Annotated in this window: 22 protein-coding genes; 7 read left to right on the top strand and 15 right to left on the bottom strand. The window is 68.6% G+C overall.

Annotated elements, in window-relative coordinates; translation table 11 throughout:
- Positions 1 to 39 precede the first annotated feature (39 nt).
- The 4 genes from AC07PR_RS22500 (at position 40) to AC07PR_RS22485 (ending at position 4223) form a co-directional block, all read left to right on the top strand.
- Complete coding sequence (locus tag AC07PR_RS22500; protein WP_377158653.1) at positions 40 to 1467, top strand: circularly permuted type 2 ATP-grasp protein; 1428 nt, start codon at positions 40 to 42, stop codon at positions 1465 to 1467.
- Positions 1468 to 1550: 83 nt separating this feature from the next.
- A complete protein-coding gene (locus AC07PR_RS22495; protein WP_377158654.1) occupies positions 1551 to 2519 on the top strand; it encodes an alpha-E domain-containing protein in 969 nt (322 codons plus the stop codon).
- 79 nt (positions 2520 to 2598) lie between these two features.
- Positions 2599 to 3438, top strand: coding sequence for a transglutaminase family protein (locus tag AC07PR_RS22490; protein WP_495136634.1), 840 nt, complete (start codon positions 2599 to 2601; stop codon positions 3436 to 3438).
- Between the two features lie 50 nt (positions 3439 to 3488).
- A complete protein-coding gene (locus tag AC07PR_RS22485) occupies positions 3489 to 4223 on the top strand; it encodes a proteasome-type protease (RefSeq protein WP_377158657.1) in 735 nt (244 codons plus the stop codon).
- Positions 4224 to 4247: 24 nt separating this feature from the next.
- On the opposite strand, the gene AC07PR_RS22480 is transcribed toward AC07PR_RS22485, so the two are convergent.
- From AC07PR_RS22480 to AC07PR_RS22415, 14 genes are all read right to left on the bottom strand, one after another.
- Positions 4248 to 4979, bottom strand: coding sequence for a penicillin-insensitive murein endopeptidase (locus AC07PR_RS22480; RefSeq protein ID WP_495136633.1), 732 nt, complete (start codon positions 4977 to 4979; stop codon positions 4248 to 4250).
- Entirely contained in the window at positions 4976 to 5542 is a 567-nt protein-coding gene (locus AC07PR_RS22475; protein WP_495136632.1) for a TlpA family protein disulfide reductase, read from the bottom strand. The genes AC07PR_RS22480 and AC07PR_RS22475 overlap by 4 nt, the downstream gene beginning before the upstream one ends.
- A gap of 55 nt (positions 5543 to 5597) precedes the next feature.
- Complete coding sequence (locus AC07PR_RS22470) at positions 5598 to 6086, bottom strand: YybH family protein (protein ID WP_495136631.1); 489 nt, start codon at positions 6084 to 6086, stop codon at positions 5598 to 5600.
- A gap of 48 nt (positions 6087 to 6134) precedes the next feature.
- Positions 6135 to 6371, bottom strand: a complete 237-nt coding sequence (locus tag AC07PR_RS22465) for a hypothetical protein (RefSeq protein ID WP_495136630.1) — start codon at positions 6369 to 6371, stop codon at positions 6135 to 6137.
- Positions 6368 to 6541, bottom strand: coding sequence for a PIN-like domain-containing protein (locus AC07PR_RS22460; protein WP_495136629.1), 174 nt, complete (start codon positions 6539 to 6541; stop codon positions 6368 to 6370). The genes AC07PR_RS22465 and AC07PR_RS22460 overlap by 4 nt, the downstream gene beginning before the upstream one ends.
- Positions 6538 to 7245, bottom strand: coding sequence for a DUF433 domain-containing protein (locus AC07PR_RS22455; RefSeq protein ID WP_495136628.1), 708 nt, complete (start codon positions 7243 to 7245; stop codon positions 6538 to 6540). The genes AC07PR_RS22460 and AC07PR_RS22455 overlap by 4 nt, the downstream gene beginning before the upstream one ends.
- 100 nt (positions 7246 to 7345) lie before the next feature.
- Positions 7346 to 8095, bottom strand: coding sequence for an amino acid ABC transporter ATP-binding protein (locus AC07PR_RS22450; RefSeq protein ID WP_377161652.1), 750 nt, complete (start codon positions 8093 to 8095; stop codon positions 7346 to 7348).
- Positions 8096 to 8153: 58 nt separating this feature from the next.
- Positions 8154 to 8807, bottom strand: a complete 654-nt coding sequence (locus tag AC07PR_RS22445) for an amino acid ABC transporter permease (RefSeq protein ID WP_377158664.1) — start codon at positions 8805 to 8807, stop codon at positions 8154 to 8156.
- A complete protein-coding gene (locus tag AC07PR_RS22440) occupies positions 8800 to 9534 on the bottom strand; it encodes an amino acid ABC transporter permease (protein ID WP_495136627.1) in 735 nt (244 codons plus the stop codon). Before AC07PR_RS22440 ends, AC07PR_RS22445 begins: the two co-directional genes overlap by 8 nt.
- Before the next feature lie 60 nt (positions 9535 to 9594).
- Complete coding sequence (locus tag AC07PR_RS22435) at positions 9595 to 10419, bottom strand: transporter substrate-binding domain-containing protein (RefSeq protein ID WP_483108407.1); 825 nt, start codon at positions 10417 to 10419, stop codon at positions 9595 to 9597.
- Positions 10416 to 11210, bottom strand: coding sequence for a GntR family transcriptional regulator (locus AC07PR_RS22430; protein WP_495136626.1), 795 nt, complete (start codon positions 11208 to 11210; stop codon positions 10416 to 10418). The genes AC07PR_RS22435 and AC07PR_RS22430 overlap by 4 nt, the downstream gene beginning before the upstream one ends.
- Positions 11211 to 11365: 155 nt before the next feature.
- Complete coding sequence (locus tag AC07PR_RS22425; RefSeq protein WP_495136625.1) at positions 11366 to 12109, bottom strand: hypothetical protein; 744 nt, start codon at positions 12107 to 12109, stop codon at positions 11366 to 11368.
- Between the two features lie 100 nt (positions 12110 to 12209).
- Positions 12210 to 13070, bottom strand: a complete 861-nt coding sequence (nadC, locus tag AC07PR_RS22420) for a carboxylating nicotinate-nucleotide diphosphorylase (RefSeq protein ID WP_495136624.1) — start codon at positions 13068 to 13070, stop codon at positions 12210 to 12212.
- A 27-nt stretch (positions 13071 to 13097) separates the two neighbouring features.
- On the bottom strand, positions 13098 to 13796 hold the full coding sequence (locus AC07PR_RS22415; RefSeq protein ID WP_483108404.1) for a fumarylacetoacetate hydrolase family protein: 699 nt from the start codon (positions 13794 to 13796) through the stop codon (positions 13098 to 13100).
- 99 nt (positions 13797 to 13895) lie between these two features.
- Here AC07PR_RS22415 and AC07PR_RS22410 point away from each other — a divergent pair, with 99 nt between their 5' ends.
- Entirely contained in the window at positions 13896 to 15152 is a 1257-nt protein-coding gene (locus AC07PR_RS22410; protein ID WP_483108403.1) for a septal ring lytic transglycosylase RlpA family protein, read from the top strand.
- A 4-nt stretch (positions 15153 to 15156) separates the two neighbouring features.
- On the opposite strand, the gene AC07PR_RS22405 is transcribed toward AC07PR_RS22410, so the two are convergent.
- The gene (locus AC07PR_RS22405; RefSeq protein ID WP_495136623.1) at positions 15157 to 15978 is read right to left on the bottom strand and encodes an SDR family oxidoreductase; all 822 of its coding nucleotides are present in this window, start codon (positions 15976 to 15978) and stop codon (positions 15157 to 15159) included.
- 44 nt (positions 15979 to 16022) lie between these two features.
- On the opposite strand from AC07PR_RS22405, the gene AC07PR_RS22400 reads away from it, so the two are divergent.
- On the top strand, positions 16023 to 17177 hold the full coding sequence (locus AC07PR_RS22400; protein ID WP_483108401.1) for a GGDEF domain-containing protein: 1155 nt from the start codon (positions 16023 to 16025) through the stop codon (positions 17175 to 17177).
- On the top strand, positions 17177 to 18367 hold the full coding sequence (locus tag AC07PR_RS22395; RefSeq protein ID WP_495136622.1) for a GGDEF domain-containing protein: 1191 nt from the start codon (positions 17177 to 17179) through the stop codon (positions 18365 to 18367). Before AC07PR_RS22400 ends, AC07PR_RS22395 begins: the two co-directional genes overlap by 1 nt.
- Positions 18368 to 18446 lie beyond the last annotated feature (79 nt).

The following is an 18446-nucleotide window of genomic DNA, read 5'->3' as shown; positions in this document are numbered from 1 at the left end:
CGACCGCCAACCGGAGGCGGTCCGTCCCCTGGAGACCTCATGCATGCGCTGACCCTTCCGGCCGCTGGCCACTATGACGAGATGCTGCTGCAAAGCGGCGCGATCCGGCCCAGTTACCAGGACTTCGCGGACTGGCTGCACGCGCAGACGCCCGACGCCCTCGCCAAGAAGCGGGCCGAGGCCGACCTGCTGTTCCACAAGGTCGGCATCACCTTCGCCGTCTACGGGGACGAGGCCGGCGCCGAGCGCCTGATCCCCTTCGACACCGTCCCGCGCATCGTGCCCGCCGACGACTGGCGGATGCTGGAGCGCGGTCTGCGCCAGCGCGTCACCGCGCTCAACCGCTTCCTGTGGGACATCTACCACGACCATGAGATCGTGAAGGCCGGCCTGATCCCGGCCGAGCAGGTCTTCGCCAACGCGCAGTACCAGCCGGCGATGCAGGGGCTGGACCTGCCGCTGGGCGTCTACGCCCACATCACCGGGGTGGACCTGATCCGGCACTCCGACGGCGGTTATTACGTGCTGGAAGACAACCTGCGGGTGCCTTCCGGCGTCAGCTACATGCTGGAGAACCGCAAGATGATGATGCGGCTCTTCCCGGAGCTGTTCGCGAAGTATCCGATCGCGCCGGTCGCGCACTACCCGGCGCTGCTGCTGAACACGCTGCGCCAGGCCAGCCTGGCGGACAACCCGACCGTCGTCGTGATGACGCCGGGGCCGTTCAATTCCGCCTACTTCGAGCATGCCTTCCTCGCGCAGCAGATGGGCGTGGAGCTGGTCGAGGGCCAGGACCTGTTCGTCAAGGACGGCTTCGTGTTCATGCGGACCACCGTCGGCCCCAAGCGCGTCGACGTGATCTACCGCCGCATCGACGACGCCTTCCTCGACCCGCTGGCCTTCCGGTCGGATTCGATGCTGGGCGTGCCGGGGCTGCTGTCGGTCTACAAGCAGGGCCACGTGGTGCTGGCCAACGCGGTCGGCACCGGCGTGGCGGACGACAAGTCCATCTACCCCTACGTGCCGGACATGGTCCGCTTCTACCTCGGCGAGGAACCCATCCTGCACAACGTGCCGACCTGGCAGTGCCGCAAGCCGCAGGACCTGGACCACGTGCTCGCCAACATGGCCGAGCTGGTGGTGAAGGAGGTGCACGGCGCCGGCGGTTACGGGATGCTGGTCGGACCGGCCTCGACCGCCGCCGAGGTCGCGGCCTTCAAGGAACGCGTCAAGGCCGACCCCTCGAACTACATCGCGCAGCCGACGCTGTGCCTGTCGAGCTGCCCGACCTTCGTCGAGCGCGGCATCGCGCCGCGTCACATCGACCTGCGGCCCTTCGTGCTCTCGGGGCGCGAGGTCAACATGGTCGCCGGCGGCCTGACGCGCGTGGCGCTGAAGGCAGGCTCGCTGGTCGTCAATTCGTCCCAGGGTGGCGGCACCAAGGACACCTGGATCCTGGAGAACTAATGATGAAGCCCCCACGCTCACTTCGTTCGCTGCCCCCCGAGGGGGCGCACGCCCCCCTTGGGTCGGCCCGGCGGGAGGCTTGAATGCTCAGCCGTACCGCCGCACAGCTCTACTGGATGAGCCGCTACATGGAGCGCGCCGAGAACCTGGTGCGCATGCTCGACGTCACGCATTCGCTGTCGCTGCTGCCGCAATCGCGCGGCGCGGCGACGGAACTCGCCGCGCCGCTCGCCGTGACCGGCACGCTCGAGGCCTATCAGGCGCGGCATCCGCAGTTGAGCGCCGCGCAGCTCTTCCGCTTCATGGGGATCGACCTGGAGAACCCGGCCTCGGTGCTGTCCTGCATCCGGCAGGCGCGCGAGAACGCGCATGCGGTGCGCGGCCAGATCACCGCCGAGATGTGGGAAGCCATCAACACCAGCTGGCTGGAAGCCCGCGAGCTCGCGCGCAAGGGCGTGGCCGAGCCCTCGTCGTTCTTCGACTGGGTGAAGGAGCGCTCCCACCTCTTCCGCGGCGCGACCTACGGCACGCTGCAGCGCAACGACGCGTACTGCTTCATCCGGCTGGGCACCTTCGTCGAGCGCGCGGACAACACCGCGCGGCTGCTCGACGTGAAGTCGCAGCTGATCGCGCCGGCCGTGGACACGCTGGCGCCGGTCGACGCGCCGAGCGAAAGCGCGCCCGACTTCTACGCCTGGAACGCGCTGTTGCGGTCGCTGTCGGCCTTCGAGGCGTACCACGCGGCCTATCGCGACAGCCTGAACGGCCGCCGCGTGACCGAACTGCTGATCCTGCGTCCGGACGTGCCGCGCTCGCTGCGCGCCTGCTGCGACGAGATCCGCGCGGTGCTGCCGCAGATCGAAGCGCGCGAGGGCGCCGAGGACGCGGGCCGCAATGTCAAGCAGAGCGCCGGCCGGCTCGCGCTGCGGCTGGAGTATGGTGCGGTGGATGAGATCCTCGACCAGGGGCTGCACCCCTGGTTGACGGGCTTCCTGCAGGATTCGGCACGGCTGGGCCGCGACATCCAGCAGGCCTACTTCGAGGCGCAGTGACGGCAGGCGGCCGACCGCCCGGCCGCACGACCCCTTTGATCCTCCGGATCCGAGGGCCCCACCGCACAGAAAGAGCGCCATGCATCTGCACATCTCGCACGAGACCGTCTACGCCTATGACTCACCCGTGGCGCGCAGCACGCAGTACCTGCGGCTGACGCCGCGCCCGACGCGCGGCCTGCGCGTGCTGCACTGGCAGCTGGAACTGCCGTCGCCCGCCAGCGCCTGCAAGGACGCCTTCGGCAACACCATGCACGTGCTGAGCCTGGACGGGCCGCGGCGCGACATCGTGCTGCGCGCGATCGGCGAGGTCGACACCGATGACGCGCCGCCCACGCCGGACCCCGAGGAAGAGCTGCCCTCCCAGCTGTTCCTGCGCGACAGCGCGCTGACGCGGGCGGACGAGCAGTTGCGGCAGTTCGCCGGCGGCTTCGCGGACGCGGCGAAAGCCGACGCGCACGGCGCGCTGCTGGCGTTGATGGCGGCCATCGGCGAGCGCATGCCTTACGTGCGAGGCTATACCGATGCCGCGACGCCCGCGGCGGAGGCCTTCGAGACGGGTCACGGCGTCTGCCAGGACCATGCGCAGGTCTTTGTCTGCTGCGCGCGGCTGCTGGGGCTGCCGGCGCGTTACGTGTCGGGTTACCTCGCGACGGATTTCGAGCATGTGGCGAGCCACGCCTGGGCGGAGGTGCGCCTGCCCGCGGCCGACGCCACCGCCCCCGCGCACGGCATGGCCGGAGGCTGGCTGGGCTACGACATCAGCAACCAGTGCCTGGCGGACGGGCGCTACGTGAAGCTGGCGACCGGCGCGGACTACCTGGACGCCTGCCCGGTGCGCGGTGTGCGCACGGGGGGCGGACTGGAGACGATGCGGGCGGAAGTGCACGTGAAGCCCGGCACGACCGACCAGCAATGAGCATGCACCACGACGGCGCGCCGCCAGCCTGATGCGCTAACCTTCCGCCCATGACTTACTGTGTTGCCATGCGGCTGCGTGCCGGCCTGCTGTTCGCGTCGGACTCGCGGACGAATGCGGGCGTGGATCACATCGCCACGTTCCGCAAGATGAATCTGTTCGAGCAGCCCGGCGAGCGCCTCGTCACGCTGCTCACGGCCGGCAATCTGGCGACCACGCAGAGCGTGGTGAGCCTGCTGCGCCAGCGCGCCTCGGCCGACGGCCGGCACCTGATGAACCTGACGTCGATGTACGACGTCGCGGAGCTGGTGGGCAAGACGCTGAAGGAAGTCGTCGCGCGCGACAGCGACGGCGTCGGCCAGCTGAACCAGGGCGTGGACTTCGGCGCCAATTTCATCGTCGGCGGGCAGATCCGGGGCGAAGCGCCGCGCGTCTTCCACGTCTATCCGCAAGGCAACTTCATCGAGGCGACGGAGGACACGCCCTACGTGCAGATCGGCGAGTCCAAGTACGGCAAGCCGATCATCGACCGCGTCATCGACTTCGACAGCTCGCTGGCCGAGGCCACGAAGTGCGCGCTGATCTCGTTCGACTCGACGATCCGCAGCAACCTGTCCGTGGGGCTGCCGATCGACATGCTGCTCTACAAGACCGACAGCTTCGCGCCGGCCGAACCGCACCGGATCACCAAGGACGATCCCTACTTCAAGACGATCAGCCAGGGCTGGGGCGGCGGCTTGAAGCGGGTGTTCGAGCAGCTGCCGGACGAAGACTGGTTCGCGTGAGCGGACCGGGCCGCTGCTGGCGGCTCAAGAGCGAGAGGCTGTCGACGCCGCCTTGCAGCGGATCGCGAAGTCCACGTGGTAATGCTCGTCATGGCGCACCCACGGCTTGCTTCTCATGAAGCTGAGGTGCTTCTCCAGCCACGGGCCTCGTTTCGTGGCGAAGAGCTTCGGCAGATAGGCACGGTCGAAGATCACCTGCGCAATGCCCGTGCCCTCCGCTCTCGCCGCTACGTCGAGCTGGTAAAGATGCTCCGCCATCGCCTCGAAGTCGATGCGGTACTCGCCATGCCGCGCCGCCCGGTCGAACTCGATGTCGTAGCCGAAGCGCTGCGTGACGGGCGTGGGCAGCGGCACTGACCGGTCCTTGCCGTCCCTGACGGGGACGAAGAAGTCCACCGAGGTGCCGTTCTGATGGGTGCGATGCGGCTTGAAGCGCCCACCGTCGGCGAGGCCTGTTTCGCCATAGACGAAAACGGTGCCTGGGAGCGCGGTCTCCAAGGTCCGGTAGCTGCGCTCGACGATCTGCGCCACCGACGAGTGCACGTAGGTTCGGCCCGCACCGGCGGCGATCGTGCTGTACGCCGAGAAGTTCGGACCGCTCAACGGGAGGCGGACGCTGTCGGCGATGCGCCCGTTGGCCACGGTGCCGAAACAACGGCTTTCGGCGGCGGCTCCGATCGACGGGAGGAAAGCGATCGCCGCCGAGACGCCAAGGAGCCACGGCGTCGGTCGCCGCAGTGCTGTCGTGCGATTCAAGGCGCGGACGATCCGGATGTGGCCGCGCCACCCTCGGCCGCCGGCGGGATCGGCTTCGCGAGCTGCGCGTTGATCTCTTCGAGGATCCGTTCCAGCGAGTCCTCGCCGTAGCCGCGGTGCATCGCGGCGATGCGGCCGTCGCGGTCGATGATGAACAGATGCGGCAGCGCGTTCACGCCGTAGGCCCGCTGCGCAGACTTGTCGGCGTCGTTGACGAGCTGGAGCTTGAAGTCCTTCATGATGCCGGCCACGCGGCGGAAGACCTTCTTGTCCTCGGTGTTCACCGCGATCACCCGCAGACGCTCCTTGGCGACGCCCTGCAGGCTTTCGAGCTGAGGCAGCTCCTTGAGGCAGTACGGGCACCAGGTCGCCCAGAAGGTGACGACGACGATCTGCCCGCGATGCTTGGCGAGGTTCAGCTCGTCCCCGTCCAAGGTGCGGCCGAGCCGTTCAGGCGCGAGGTCGCCGCGCTTCAGGCCTTCGGCGTGCACAGTCCCTGCGATCAAGGCGCACGCGGCCAGCAAGGTTCCCGCCAGACGGCGCGCTCCGACCTCGAATCTCATGGGTGACTCCCTGTCACGGCTCGCGGTCGAGACGCCGCGTGCGTGGGGAGTGATGCTAACGCGGCGGCTTGCAGTCGCAGACCTCGCTGCCGTTGTCGAAGACGACCCGCCAGCGGCCGTCGGCGTCGAGCCGCCATGTGGAGGCGAAACGCGCGACCAGCTTGTCCTTCACATGCACCGGTCCGGTGGAGTACCCGAGCTTGCCGTCGGGCAGCACTTCGACGAGATCGGGCGCCCAGGAGAACGGCGCTTCTGCGCCGTCGAAGAAGCGCTTCCAGTGCGCCAGCACGGCGGCCCGGCCGCGCAGCGGCTGCTTCCCGTCGATGAAGACGGCGTCCTCGGCGATGAACTCGGCGAAGGCCTTGAAGTCCCGCTTCGCCATCGTGGCCGCGAAGGCGACTTCGGCGGCGCGCACAGGATTGCTGTCGCCGACGCTGGCTTTGGCGGAAGACGCCGCAGCCGTCGAGGAGGTCATGGCGGTCGCACTCAACGCACCGGACGTCAGCGCAAGCGAGGATCGAAGGATCAAGCGGCGGTCGGGCATGGCGGGGCTCCTCGGAGTTCGAGGCGAAGTCTAGGCACGAACCGATCTTCAGCAGGAAGTCAGCTGACGCGCCGTGCCCTTGTTCCAAGGAACGCGGTAGACGCCAGCGCTCGCGGTGCGCGCATGCAGGACGATGAGCGGCCACCAATCGACCAACCGGGAGGCCATCGGCCAGAACGTCTGGGACGCCCATTGGTTGTCGAGCACATAGGCGATCAAACCGTTTCGTCGTATCGCCTTGCGCTCTTCACCCGCCCGCTTGTTCAGCTGATCGCGCGTGATCACGACCCAGCAAGATCCCTGCACTCCGAGTCCATCCATGCCGTGTCGGCCATGTGCGCAGGAAACACTTCCTGCAGATGCACGACCCGCTCCGCGAGATGCTTCTCCTCGGACAGAACCGCCATCGCGCGAGCAATGGTCTCCGAAAGGTTGTTGTCGAACATCACCTTCATGCGGCGACCCTTTGCTCGAACTCGACGGCCGCCATGACTTCCTGAGGTGTCGCACGCCAGAGCCTCGAGACGAAGTCCAAGGCGCCCTTCTCTGCCATGTAGGACTGGTGGACGGTGATGGTCGGAACGCCGGTACGCTCGATGATGGGATGCCCGAACTGGCGGGACGGATCAATCACGATCAGTCGCTTCCTCGGCAACGGAAACCATCGCAAAGGCTGACCGTTGCCGTCGAAGTCGATCTGATCTTTCAAGGCCGGCCTGACGATCCGATCGAAAACGTACTGACGCCGCCGAACATCCACCAGCCGTCGATCCTGCGCGGAGGCGCCGACCACATCCATGAAGATGCGCTTTCCATCTGTCAGGAAGCGCTTGGACTGCAACGGGTATGGACCCAGGTCTTCCCGGGCCACTTCAATCGTCGCGCGGACCGCCTGCAAGGACACGCCTTGCCGGATCAGCTGCGTGACCATCCGCAGTTCCATCAGGTCCTTGAAACCCAGCACGTAGTCGCCGCCGATCTCTTCATCGTCGGCGTACTGGAGAAGCCACAAGGGCTGGGTGATCGACGTCCCTGAGGCCGTCCGGCGCGAATAGCCTTTCAGCCATCGGCGCACGTTGCGCACATCGGCGCCGACCAATTGGGCAGCGCGAGGAATGCGGTAAAGACCGGTACCGACAAGCGAATGACCTTGACTCATGACGAAGCAGTTTAGGAACGCCTCGTGAGTCCGGCATCGAGCCGGCGGGGGATGTTGCCGCTGGGACACGCCCCATCGGGCGCCCCCCTTCAGTGGGTACTCAATCGTCGAGTGATTTCAGGAACTGCTTCAACTCCGGCGTCCTCGGCGAGCCGAACACATCGGCGGGTGTGCCAATCTCATGCACCCGTCCCTGATGCATGAAGATCACTCGATCGGCGACCTTGCGCGCGAAGTTCATCTCGTGCGTGACCATCAGCAGCGTCATGCCCTCGTCGGCCAGCGACTCGACGACGCGCAGCACCTCGCCGACCAGTTCGGGATCGAGCGCCGAGGTGATCTCGTCGCACAGCAGCACCTGCGGCTCCATGGCCAGCGCCCGCGCGATTGCCACGCGCTGCTGTTGGCCGCCGGACAGCTGGTCCGGCATCGCGTCGAATTTCTCCGCCAGGCCCACGCGCGCCAGCAGCGCGCGTGCCTGCTCGGCGGCGTCCTTCTCGGAACGCCGCTTCACCAGCGTCGGCGCCAGCATCACGTTGCGCCCGACGCTCAGGTGCGGGAACAGGTTGAAGCTCTGGAAGATCATCCCGACCTGCTGCCGCAGCGCGCGCATCGCCATCGCGCTGTCGTGCAGCAGCGGCTTGTCGGCCACGCGCAGCGAGCCGTCCTGGAACTGCTCCAGCCCGTTGATGCAACGCAGCAGCGTGCTCTTGCCCGAGCCGCTCTTGCCGATCAGCGCGATCACCTCGCCGCGCATCACGTCCAGGTCGATGCCCTTCAGCACCTCGTTCGTCCCGTAGGACTTGCGCAGCGCGGTGATGCGCACGATCGGCACGCCCGGGGCAGGCATCGTCGTCGGTGCAGTCTCGCCGTCGATGGCGTGGTCGATCACGTGATCGATCGTCTTGTCAGGCAGTGCGGCCATGCTGCTTCCTTTCGAGGTGTTGGGCGGCCAGGCTCACGGGGAAGCACAGCACGAAATAGAACAGCGCCACGCAGCCGAAGACCAGGAAGGGCTTGAAGCTCGCGTTGGCGATCATCCCGCCGGCCTTGGTCAGTTCCACGAAGCCGATCACCGACGCCAACGCGGTCCCCTTGATGACCTGCACCAGGAATCCGACCGTCGGCGCGATCGCCAGGCGCGCGGCCTGCGGCAGGATCACATGTCGCAGCTGCTCGCCGAAGCTCATCGCCAGGCTGCGCGCGGCCTCCCACTGGCCGCGTGGCACGGCCTCGACACAACCGCGCCAGATCTCGACCAGGTAGGCGCTCGTGTAGAGCGTCAGCGCCAGCGAGGCCGCCGTCCAGGCCGAGACTTCGATGCCCAGCAGCGAGACGCCGAAGTAGGCGAGGAACAGCTGCATCAGCAGCGGCGTGCCCTGGAAGACCGCGACGTAGGCGCCGATCACGCGCTGCGTCTTGGCCCCCAAGCCGATGCGCAGGCACAGCAGCGTCGCGCCGACCAGGCCGCCGCCGATGAAGGCGATCAGCGACAGCGCCACCGTCCAGCGCAAGGCGAGCGCCAGGTTGCGAAGAATGTCCCAGAGGGTGAACTCAATCATGGGCGCCTCCCGTTCCGGTGCCGGCACCTGCCAGCCGTCGCCACAGCGGCGGCTTCAGGGCGACCGGCGTGCCGCCGAACAGCCACTTCGGCCCCGCCCAGAGCAGGAAGCGCCGCATGATCATCGACAGCGCCAGATAGATGGCCAAGGCGACGAAGGTCGCTTCGAACGCGCGGAAGTTGCGGCTGTGGATCAGGTTGGCGGCGTAACTCAGCTCCTCGGTGGAGATCTGTCCGCACACCGCCGTGCCGAGCATCACGATGACGATCTGGCTGGTCATCGCCGGCCACACGCGCTTGAAGGCCGGCGGCAGGATCACGCGCGTGAAGACCTGCGTCGGACCGAGGGCCAGGCTTTGCGCCGCCTCCCACTGACCCTTGGGCGCGGCCTGGATGCCGGCGCGCAGGATCTCGGTGCCGTAGGCGCCAAGGTTCAGCGTCATCGCGATGAGCGAGGCGGCCTCGGGCGACAGCTTCACGCCGAGCGCCGGCAGGCCGAAGAACACGAAGAACAGCTGCACGATGAAGGGCGTGTTGCGCAGCAGCTCGACGTAGACGCCGACGCCGCGTCGCAGCGCCGTCGACCCGCAGGCGCGGGCCCATGCGCCCAGCGTCGCGATCAGCAGGCCGAGCGGCACGGCGATCACCGTGAGGCCCACCGTCCACGCGAGGCCGCGCAGCAGCAGCGGCCATTCGGCGAGGACGGCGCCGAAGTCGAACTCGATCATGGGCGGCTCCCGGGGTGCCTGCTAGACGCGATCAATGCCGAGGTGCAGCGACGTCGCCGCTCAGAGCGGCAGTTCGCCCGCGCCGCGGCCCAGCCACTTCTTGGAGAGCGCTTCGAGTTCCCCGCCCTGCTTCGCCGCGGCGACGATCGCGTTGACCTTCGCGAGCAGGGCGTCCTCGCCCTTGGCCACGCCGATGAAGCACGGGCTGTCCTTGAGCAGCAGCTTGTATTCGATGTTCAGGCCGGGCTGGCGCTGCATCAGGTTGCCGGCGACGGCGGCGCTGGTGGCGACCACCTGCGTCTGGCCCGCGGCGAATGCGGCGATGGTGGCGTTGTTGTCCTCGAAGCGCTTGAACTCCAGCGTAGCCGGCGCGACCTTGGCGAGTTCCTGGTCCTCCATCGCACCGCGCGTCACCGCGACGGTCTTGCCGGCGAGGTCGGCGAAGCTCTTGATCGCCAGGCTCTTCGGCGCGAAGACCGCTTGGTAGAACGGCGCATAGGCCGAGCTGAACGAGATGACTTTCTCGCGCTCCGGGTTCTTGCCGAGCGTCGAGATGACGAGGTCGGCCTTCTTCGTCTGCAGATAGGGAATGCGGTTGGCGCTGGTGACCGGCACCAGCTCGACCTTCACGCCGAGCTTGGCGGCGATCAGCTCGGCCATCGCGACGTCCAGGCCTTGCGGCTTCATGTCGGGACCGACGAAGCCGTAGGGCGGGTAGTCGGTGGGGATCGCGATCTTGATGGTCTTGGACTTGGTGATCGTGTCCAGCGCGGTCTGCGCGTGCGCGCCCGGCGCCATGACACCGATGCTGAGGCCGAGGCCGGCGGCCAGCAGCAGGCGACGCGGCATGAGGGTGCGGACGGAGGGACGGGCGGCGTGGCTCATAACAGGGCTCCTAGGTAGGGGGCGGGGGCGGAATCGGCGGCGTCGGCCGCCACCGTGCGCGCGCGGGAACGGCGCGCCGGCGCGGCGGGGGAAGCTGAGGAAGACGCGGAGGCACTCGACGCCATCGGCGTGAGCGCCTGCCGCAGGTGATGCAGCGGGTCGTCGGTCTGTGTCTCGAGCTGCAGGCCGGCCTGCACGCTGGCGAGGTGCTCGGCCATCAGCGCCTCGGCGCGGACGGCGTCGCCCTGCTCGAGCGCGGCCACGATGGCGACGTGCTCCTGGCAGGACTGCGCCGCGTCGTGCGACGACTGGTAGAGCATCGCGATCAAGGTGGTGCGCGCGGTGTAGTCGCGCAGCGTGTCGGCGAGCAGGCTGTTGCCGAGGCACTCGGCCAGGCAGACGTGGAAGTCACCCAGCAGGAAGCTGCGCGCGCCGACGTCGTCGCCGCGCAGCGCGGCCTTCTCCTGCGCGAGGTGCTTCTTCAGACGCGTGAGCGCGGGCTTGTCGAGCGGTCGCCGACCGCGCAGCAGGCCGAGCTCGATGACGCGTCGTGCTTCAAACGCCTCACGGGCTTCATCGCGGGAGGGGGCAATGAGGTACCAGCCGCGGCGCGCGCTGACGGTCACGATGCCGCGCGCGGCGAGCCGCGTCAGCGCCTCACGGACGATGGTGCGGCTGCAGTCGAAGAGCAGCGCGAGCTGCTGCTCGCCGAGGCGGGTGCCCGGCGCCAGCTTCTGCGCGAGCACCGCATCGATGATGCGCTGGCTGATGTCGGTGGCGGTGATGCCCATGCACGGGGCTTTGCAGCTTCCGTGCCAGCGCGGGTCCACCCGACCTTCCCAGGCTCATCTGTCTTGTATGCAAGCCAGAACGACACCCGCGCACCGCCGTTGCGCACAAGATTGGTGTGGTGGGCACTGGCGAGGTGCCCGCCTTGCGTCGATGATCACGCCGCCAAGGCCTTGAGCAACGCTGGCCCCGCTTGGTCCTCTTCGCCCTTCAGAAAGGGAACACCCTTGATCCGGTCATAGAGATTGAGCAATCGCTTCTCCGCGCGTTCAAGGATCGTCTCGTAAAGCATCGGGCGGATCCGCACCGTGTCGCTGTAGACGGTCACCCGGTTCTCGCCGCGCGCGATGCAATCTCCCAGAACGTATCCATCGACGCGCGTGTGGGGCTTGAGGTATCCACGCTCGTCGAGCTCTCGGATGTACTCCCACACCTGCTCACGGTCCTTGCCCGTGATCGTGCGTCCGGTGGTCTTGAGTTCGATGATGGCCAGGTGATCGATGCCGTCCACTTCATGGACGTCGTCATAGGATGGACTGGCGTAGAGACCGATGCTGCTATCGGGGAGGACGACAAAATCCGGCCGACTGCGGGACCCAGTACCCACTTGATCCTTGAAGAGCTTTTGAATCACCTTGGTCATGCCAAGATTGGCGGTGAATTCCGCTGACTCGAACTGCGGCCCGAACATCCACAGACCGCGCTCGAAGACGGGTTGAAGTTCCCGGACTTCATCGACTCCGACGACGTCCAGCTTACCGCGCAGTTCTGTCATCAGCCGAAGCCGGCATTCGACCTCATTGAGCACCAACGCCGCCATGCTGGCCGACCAGCGGCCAAGGATTTCGCGGAGGGCACCCGCGTTCGCGTCGGGGACGCGATCATCATTGCTTGCTTCCATACTTGCTATCTCCTTCAGTAAGAAGACAGTCAGTGTCTGAAAGAAGTTCGGCGCCGAATATGGCGCCGAATTGCAGGAGTCGCTGATATGGAAGTCAGTGTCAGCCGTCGACCCGCATCGAGTAGTCAACCGCCTTCGCGTCTTTGGTCAACCGTCCGACCGAGATGCGGTCGACGCCCGTCGCCGCGATCCAGCGCAGCTGGTCGATGGCCACGCCGCCGGAGACTTCCAGCAAGGCCTGACCCCCGGCGATCGTCACCGCCTCGCGCATCATCGGCTCGCTGAAGTTGTCCAGCAGCACGCTGACCGCGCCGGCCTTCAGGGCCTCGCGCAGTTGCTCGATGGTCTCGACCTCGACCTGGATCGTCACGCCGGCGTCCAGCGCCTGCGCCTGTTGCAGCGCCTGCGTCACGCCGCCGGCCGCGGCGATGTGGTTCTCCTTGATCAGGATCCCGTCGTACAGGGCCAGGCGTTGATTCGCCCCGCCGCCCACGCGCACCGCGTACTTCTGCGCCAGTCGCAGGCCCGGCAGCGTCTTGCGCGTGTCCAGCACCGCGCAGCCGCGCGGGTTCGGGCTGGCGCCTTCGATCGCGCGTGCATGTGCGCGCGTCGTCGTCGCCGTGCCCGACAGCAGCTGCAGGAAGTTCAGCGCCGGCCGCTCGGCCGACAGCAGCGAACGGCCTTCCGCCTCGATGCGGCAGACCACCGTGTCGGGCGCCATGTCGGCGCCTTCCTCATACGACCACTCGATCCGCGACGACCCGTCCAGCGCCAGGAAGACGCCCTCGAACCAGTCGCGGCCGCACAGCACCGCCGCCTCGCGCACGCGGACATGCGCCGTCACGCGCCGGCCCGCCGGCACCAGCCGCGCGGTCCAGTCGGCGACGCCGATGTCCTCGAACAGCGCATCGCGGATGTTGCGCGCGCGGGCTTCGTCCAGGGTCTCGTTGTGATCGAACATCGTCGCGGGTCTCTGACTGGCGCCGGGTTACTCGGCCTCGCCGATCGAGATCGACAGCTCGCCGAAGCCCTCGATCACGCCGACGATCTTGTCGCCCGGCTTCACCGGACCGACACCTTCCGGCGTGCCCGTGTAGATCAGGTCGCCCGGCTCCAGGTGATAGAACTGCGACAGGTTGGCCACCAGCTCCGGAATGCTCCAGATCATGTCCGACAGGTCGCCGCGCTGCTTCTCCACGCCGTTCACCGACAGCGTGATCGCGCCCTTGCTCAGCTCGCCCTGCTCCGAACGCGGCACCAGCTCGGTGATCACCGCCGAGTGCTCGAAGCCCTTGCCCAGGTCCCACGGACGGCCGATGGCCTTGGCCTCGTTCTGCAGGTCGCGGCGCGTCATGTCCAGCCCGGCGGCGTAGCCCCAGACCGCATCGCCGGCCTGCTCGGGCGTGGCCTTGAACACCGGCTTGCCGATCGCGACGACCAGCTCCATCTCATAGTGCAGGTTCTTCGTGCCCGGCGCGTAGGGGATGGTGCCGCCCGACGGCGCCAGCGCGCTGGCCGGCTTGGTGAAGTAGAACGGCGGCTCGCGATCCGGATCGCTGCCCATCTCGCGGGCGTGGGCGGCGTAGTTGCGGCCGACGCAGAAGATGCGGCTGACGGCGTAGAGCGCGTCGGTGCCGCGCACGGCCACGGCGGCCTGCGGCGCTGGGGGGAAGAGGTAGTTGCTCATGACGGTGCGGACGTAACGATCGAAACGATCATGAAAGGAAAGAAGGGTGCGCGCAGCATAACCTTGGCAAATCCGCGCCGCATTGCTAGGGTTGCGACCATGTTTGAAGCCCGCCCCGCCGGTCAGCGCCTGACCGTCCTGACGTGTGCCCTGATCCTGGCCGCCTGCGCCAGCCCTGGCCCCTCCTCCACCCGTCCCTCCTCCGGCGGCGCCAAGGTCTCCTCCTGGCCCGACCGGGACGGCCCCGACGCCGTCGTTCCCCCCGATCTCAAGAAGGTCCCCGATGCGGTGCCCCGGCTGGAGTCCATCCGCAAGGGCGGCCCCAACAAGCCGTACGAAGTGCTCGGCGAACGCTACGAGCCGATCGCCGAGGACAAGCCGCTGGTGCAGAAGGGCCTGGCGTCCTGGTACGGCCGCAAGTTCCACGGCAAGCCGACGTCCAGCGGCGAGATCTACAACATGTACGCGATGACCGCCGCGCACGCGACGATCCCGATCCCGAGCTACGCCCGCGTGCGCAACCCGAAGAACGGGCGCGAGATCATCGTGCGCATCAACGATCGCGGCCCCTTCCACAAGGGCCGCATCATCGACCTGAGCTACACCGCCGCGCTCAAGCTGGACGTGCTCAACGGCGTGGCGCCGGTGGAGATCGAACGCATCACCTACGAGGACATCCGCACCGGCGCGTGGACACGCGACCGCGACACCCTCTCGCCCGATCCGAAGGTCGCCCCCGACACGCCGGTGTATGCCGCCGCCACGCCCAGCGGCGCGCCCGACCTGACGACCACCGCACAGATGCGCCCGCCGGTCACGCCGGTGCCGGCGCAAGTGCCGCTGCCGGCGCCGCTGATCCCGCCGGTGGCCAAGGCGGACCGGCCCGCCGCGTCCTCGACTTCCTCGACGGCGACGGCCTCTCCGTCGACGCTTCCTTCGACGTCTCCGTCAGCGGCGCCCGATGCGGGCATGACGCCGATTCCGATCACCGCGCTGCCGCCCGGCAGCGACCTGCCGCCGTCGGGCCAATCCAAGGCCGACGCGATGGCGACCGCCACCGCCGGCGCGATCGCCGCGACCGACTCGCAGGCACCGGTGCCCGCGCTGAAGATCGCCGCCGCGCAGGGTTACTGGCTGCAGTTCGGCGCGTTCTCCCGCATGGAAGGCGCCGAGCAACTGCGCGAGCGCTTCACGCGCGGCATGGAAGAACTCGCGCCGATGCTGACGATCTTCAAGGACAAGAACCTGCACCGCCTGCAGGCCGGCCCGTTCGCGAGCCGCGAGGATGCCCGCGCCGCCGCGGACCGCGTCCGCACGTCGATGGCGCTGACGCCGATCCTGGTCGAGCGGCGCTGAGGACTCAGCGCCCGCCGGCCACGTCCAGCGTGGCACCGACGGTGTAGCTGGCCGCGTCGGACATCAACCAGGCGATGACTTCGGCGATCTCCTCCGCGCGGCCGAGCCGGCCGATCGGAATGCCCTTGGCCGCTTCCGCCAGCCGGGCCTGCAGCGTTTCCGCGGGAAGGCTGTCGGCATGGATGTCGGTCTCGATGACGCCGGGGCGTACACCGTTGACCCGGATGCCCTGTCCGATCAGCTCATGCCCGAGGCTCAAGGTCAGCGTGTCCACCGCGCCCTTGCTGGCGGCGTAGTCCGAATAGAGATTCGCCGATCCGCGCTGCGCCGCGCGTGACGACAGGTTGACGATCGCGCCGCCGCGTCCGCCGTGCGCGGTGCTCATCCGCAAGGCGGCCTGCTGCGTGCAGTAGATGAGCCCGAAGACATTGACCTCGAAGACACGCCGGATGCGGTCGGGGGTCAGGTCGGCCAACGAGGCCATGCGTCCCACCATGCCGGCGTTGTTCACCAGCCCGGTGAGCCGGCCGAGCCGCGCATCGACCTGCGCGAACATCGCCGCGACCTGCTGCGGATCGGCAACGTCGGCGCGGATCGTCACCGCCCGCCGTCCCAGCGCCTGCACACGCCGCGCCATGTCTTCGGCGGCATCGACGTCCTGCCGATAGTTGAGTGCGAGGTCGTGGCCACGCGCCGCCAGCAGCAGCGCGGTCGCCGCGCCGATGCCGCGGCCGGCGCCGGTGATCAGCGTGATCGGGCGATCGGCCTCATCGGTCGTCGCGGCGGGCCCGCCGGCCCCCTCGGAGTCAGGGACATCATTCGTCATGCGCGCGATTGTGCGCGAGGCACCGCTTTGCGATGATGATCCGCATGCCGCCGCTCGACGCCGCCACGCTGCTGATGGTGATCGCCGTGATCGACGCCGTCGCGTGTGTCGTCTGGCTCGCGCTGGGCGAGGCGCTGCGCATCGCGCCGCGGGCCTCGCGGCGGATCTCGGCGTATCACGGCCTGCTCGCACTGGCCTGGTGGCCGACGCTCCCGGACTCGATGGAGCGGCTGGTCGCGCTGCCGCTGGACCTGGTCTCCGCGGGCCTGCTCACCGCCGGCGTGCGCGCGCTGACACGGGTCCGCGACGGCGCCTGGGACATCGTCGCCATCGTCGGCCTCGGGCTCGTCGCCACCGCCTTCACGGCCGGCGATCCGGACCTGGCGACCGCGCGCGCCATCTCCAACCTCGTCGGCGGGGTGCTGGCGCTGATGGCCGCATGGGATGTCGCCATCGGCGCGGGCTTCCGGATCGGACTCACCAGCGTCGTCGTGCTGCCGTACGGCGTGCTGGCCGCCGGCTGCTTCTGGCGCGCGGGCGGACTGCTCGGCTGGCTCCCGGCGGGACTGAGTCCCGCGGGCCTGGGCGCCAATGCGCCACTCGCGTTGTTGCGCCTGGTGGTGGATCTGTCGATCGCCACCGGCCTGGTCGCGCTCGTCATCCAGCGCCTGATCGCGCGGGTGCGCCATCTGACCCGTCGCGATGCGTTGACCGGCCTGCTCAACCGCCGCGCGCTGGAAGAGCACCTCGCCCGCCTGCAGGCGCAGGCCGAGCGCGGCCGCCGCCATGCCGTGCTGGTGCTGGACGTCGACCACTTCAAGCGCATCAACGACGAGCTCGGTCACGCCGGCGGCGACGCCGCGCTGCAGCACCTGGCGGGCGTGCTCGGGGCGACGCTGCGCGACACCGACTGTTTCGGGCGTCTGGGCGGCGAGGAATTCGCCGTGTTGCTGCCGGACTCCGACCTGGACGGCGCGATGCTGGTCGCCGAGCGCCTGCGCGAATTGCTGCAGAAGCAGCCGCTGGCGTGGGGCGACAAGCTCTGGCCGATCAGCGCGAGCTTCGGCGTCGCAACCATGCATCCGGGCGACGCCAACGGCCACGGCGCGCTGTCGCGGGCCGACGCGGCGATGTACGCGGCGAAGGCGCGCGGACGCAATCGCGTGCTGCGCGCCGCCGGCGAGCCGGAACTCGCCTGATGCTGCCCGTCGCCGATCCCGTCACGCTGATCGCCGCACTGGTGGCGCTGTTCGGCGTCGCAGCGGTGGTCTGGCTCATGCTCGCCGTCGGTCTGCGCGAGTCGCCCTGGGCCTGTGCCAGCGTGGCCGGCGCGAACGCGGCGCTGGCGGGCTCGTTCCTGCTGCATGAGGCGCTGGGTCTCGCACCGCGCATGAACGACGGGTGGTCGGACTTCCTGTCGCTGGCGGCCTTCGGCCTGGTCCGCGTGACGGTGCCGCTGGTCGGCGAGCGGCCCGCGCCATGGCGTTCGACCGCGCTGCTGATCGTGGCTGTCGGACTCGGCACGGCGCGGTTCACGGGCGGACCGGGGACGCTGCCGCACACGCTGGTGCTCTTCGGCGCCATGAGTGCGCTTGCGCTGCTGTCGGCCTCCGACGCCTGGCGGCTGATGCGCGCACGCGGGCTGAATGCACGGGCGGCGCTGGTGCTCGCCTCGCCGCTGGTGGTCGTCGGGTTGCTGCTGCTCTCGCGGCCGGTGGAGGCCTCGCTCGCGCCGGGCCGCACCGGGGACATCGACGTCGCCAGCGCCTTCAACATCGCGTGGTTGTGGGCCTCGTTGGTGCTGGCGCTGTTGATCAACGGCTGGATCGCGTTCCTGCTGCTGATGAAGCTGGTGCTGGAGATCCGCCGCCTGACCGAGCGCGACCCGCTGACCGACGCGCTGAACCGGCGTGCGCTGTCCGAGGCCGTGGACCTCGAGCATTCGCGCCAGATGCGCGGTCACGGCTACGCGCTGGTGCTGCTGGACATGGACCGCTTCAAGCAGCTGAACGACACGCTCGGCCACGCGGCCGGCGATGCGGCGCTGAGGTCGCTGGTGACGCTGCTGAAGCCGTGCCTGCGCGAGGTGGACCGCTTCGCGCGCCTGGGCGGCGAGGAGTTCTGCGTGCTGCTGCCCCACACCGGCATCGCCGGCGCCGCCCTGGTGGCGGAGCGGATGCGGACGCTGCTCGCGGAACACCCGTTCGCCTGGGAAGGACAGGGCTGGCCGCTGACGGCCAGCTTCGGCATCGCCGAGTCCATGACTGGAGACGCCACCGCCGCCGATGTGCTGCGACGCGCCGATCAGGCGCTCTACCGCGCGAAGGCGCAGGGGCGCAACGTGGTGCAGGCGGTGGAACTCGAACTGGCACGGAGGCCGGAGCGCTGATCCGCTCCGGCGATCCGCTTCAGGGGTCCGCTTCGGGGATCCTCTCTCGGCCTCCTTCGGCGAAGTGCCTGTGTGAAGC

The sequence above is a fragment of the Roseateles sp. GW821-FHT09H11 genome, assembly GCF_059415845.1.
Note: the sequence above shows the minus strand (reverse complement) of the source record. Positions and strands in the feature narration are given on the sequence as shown.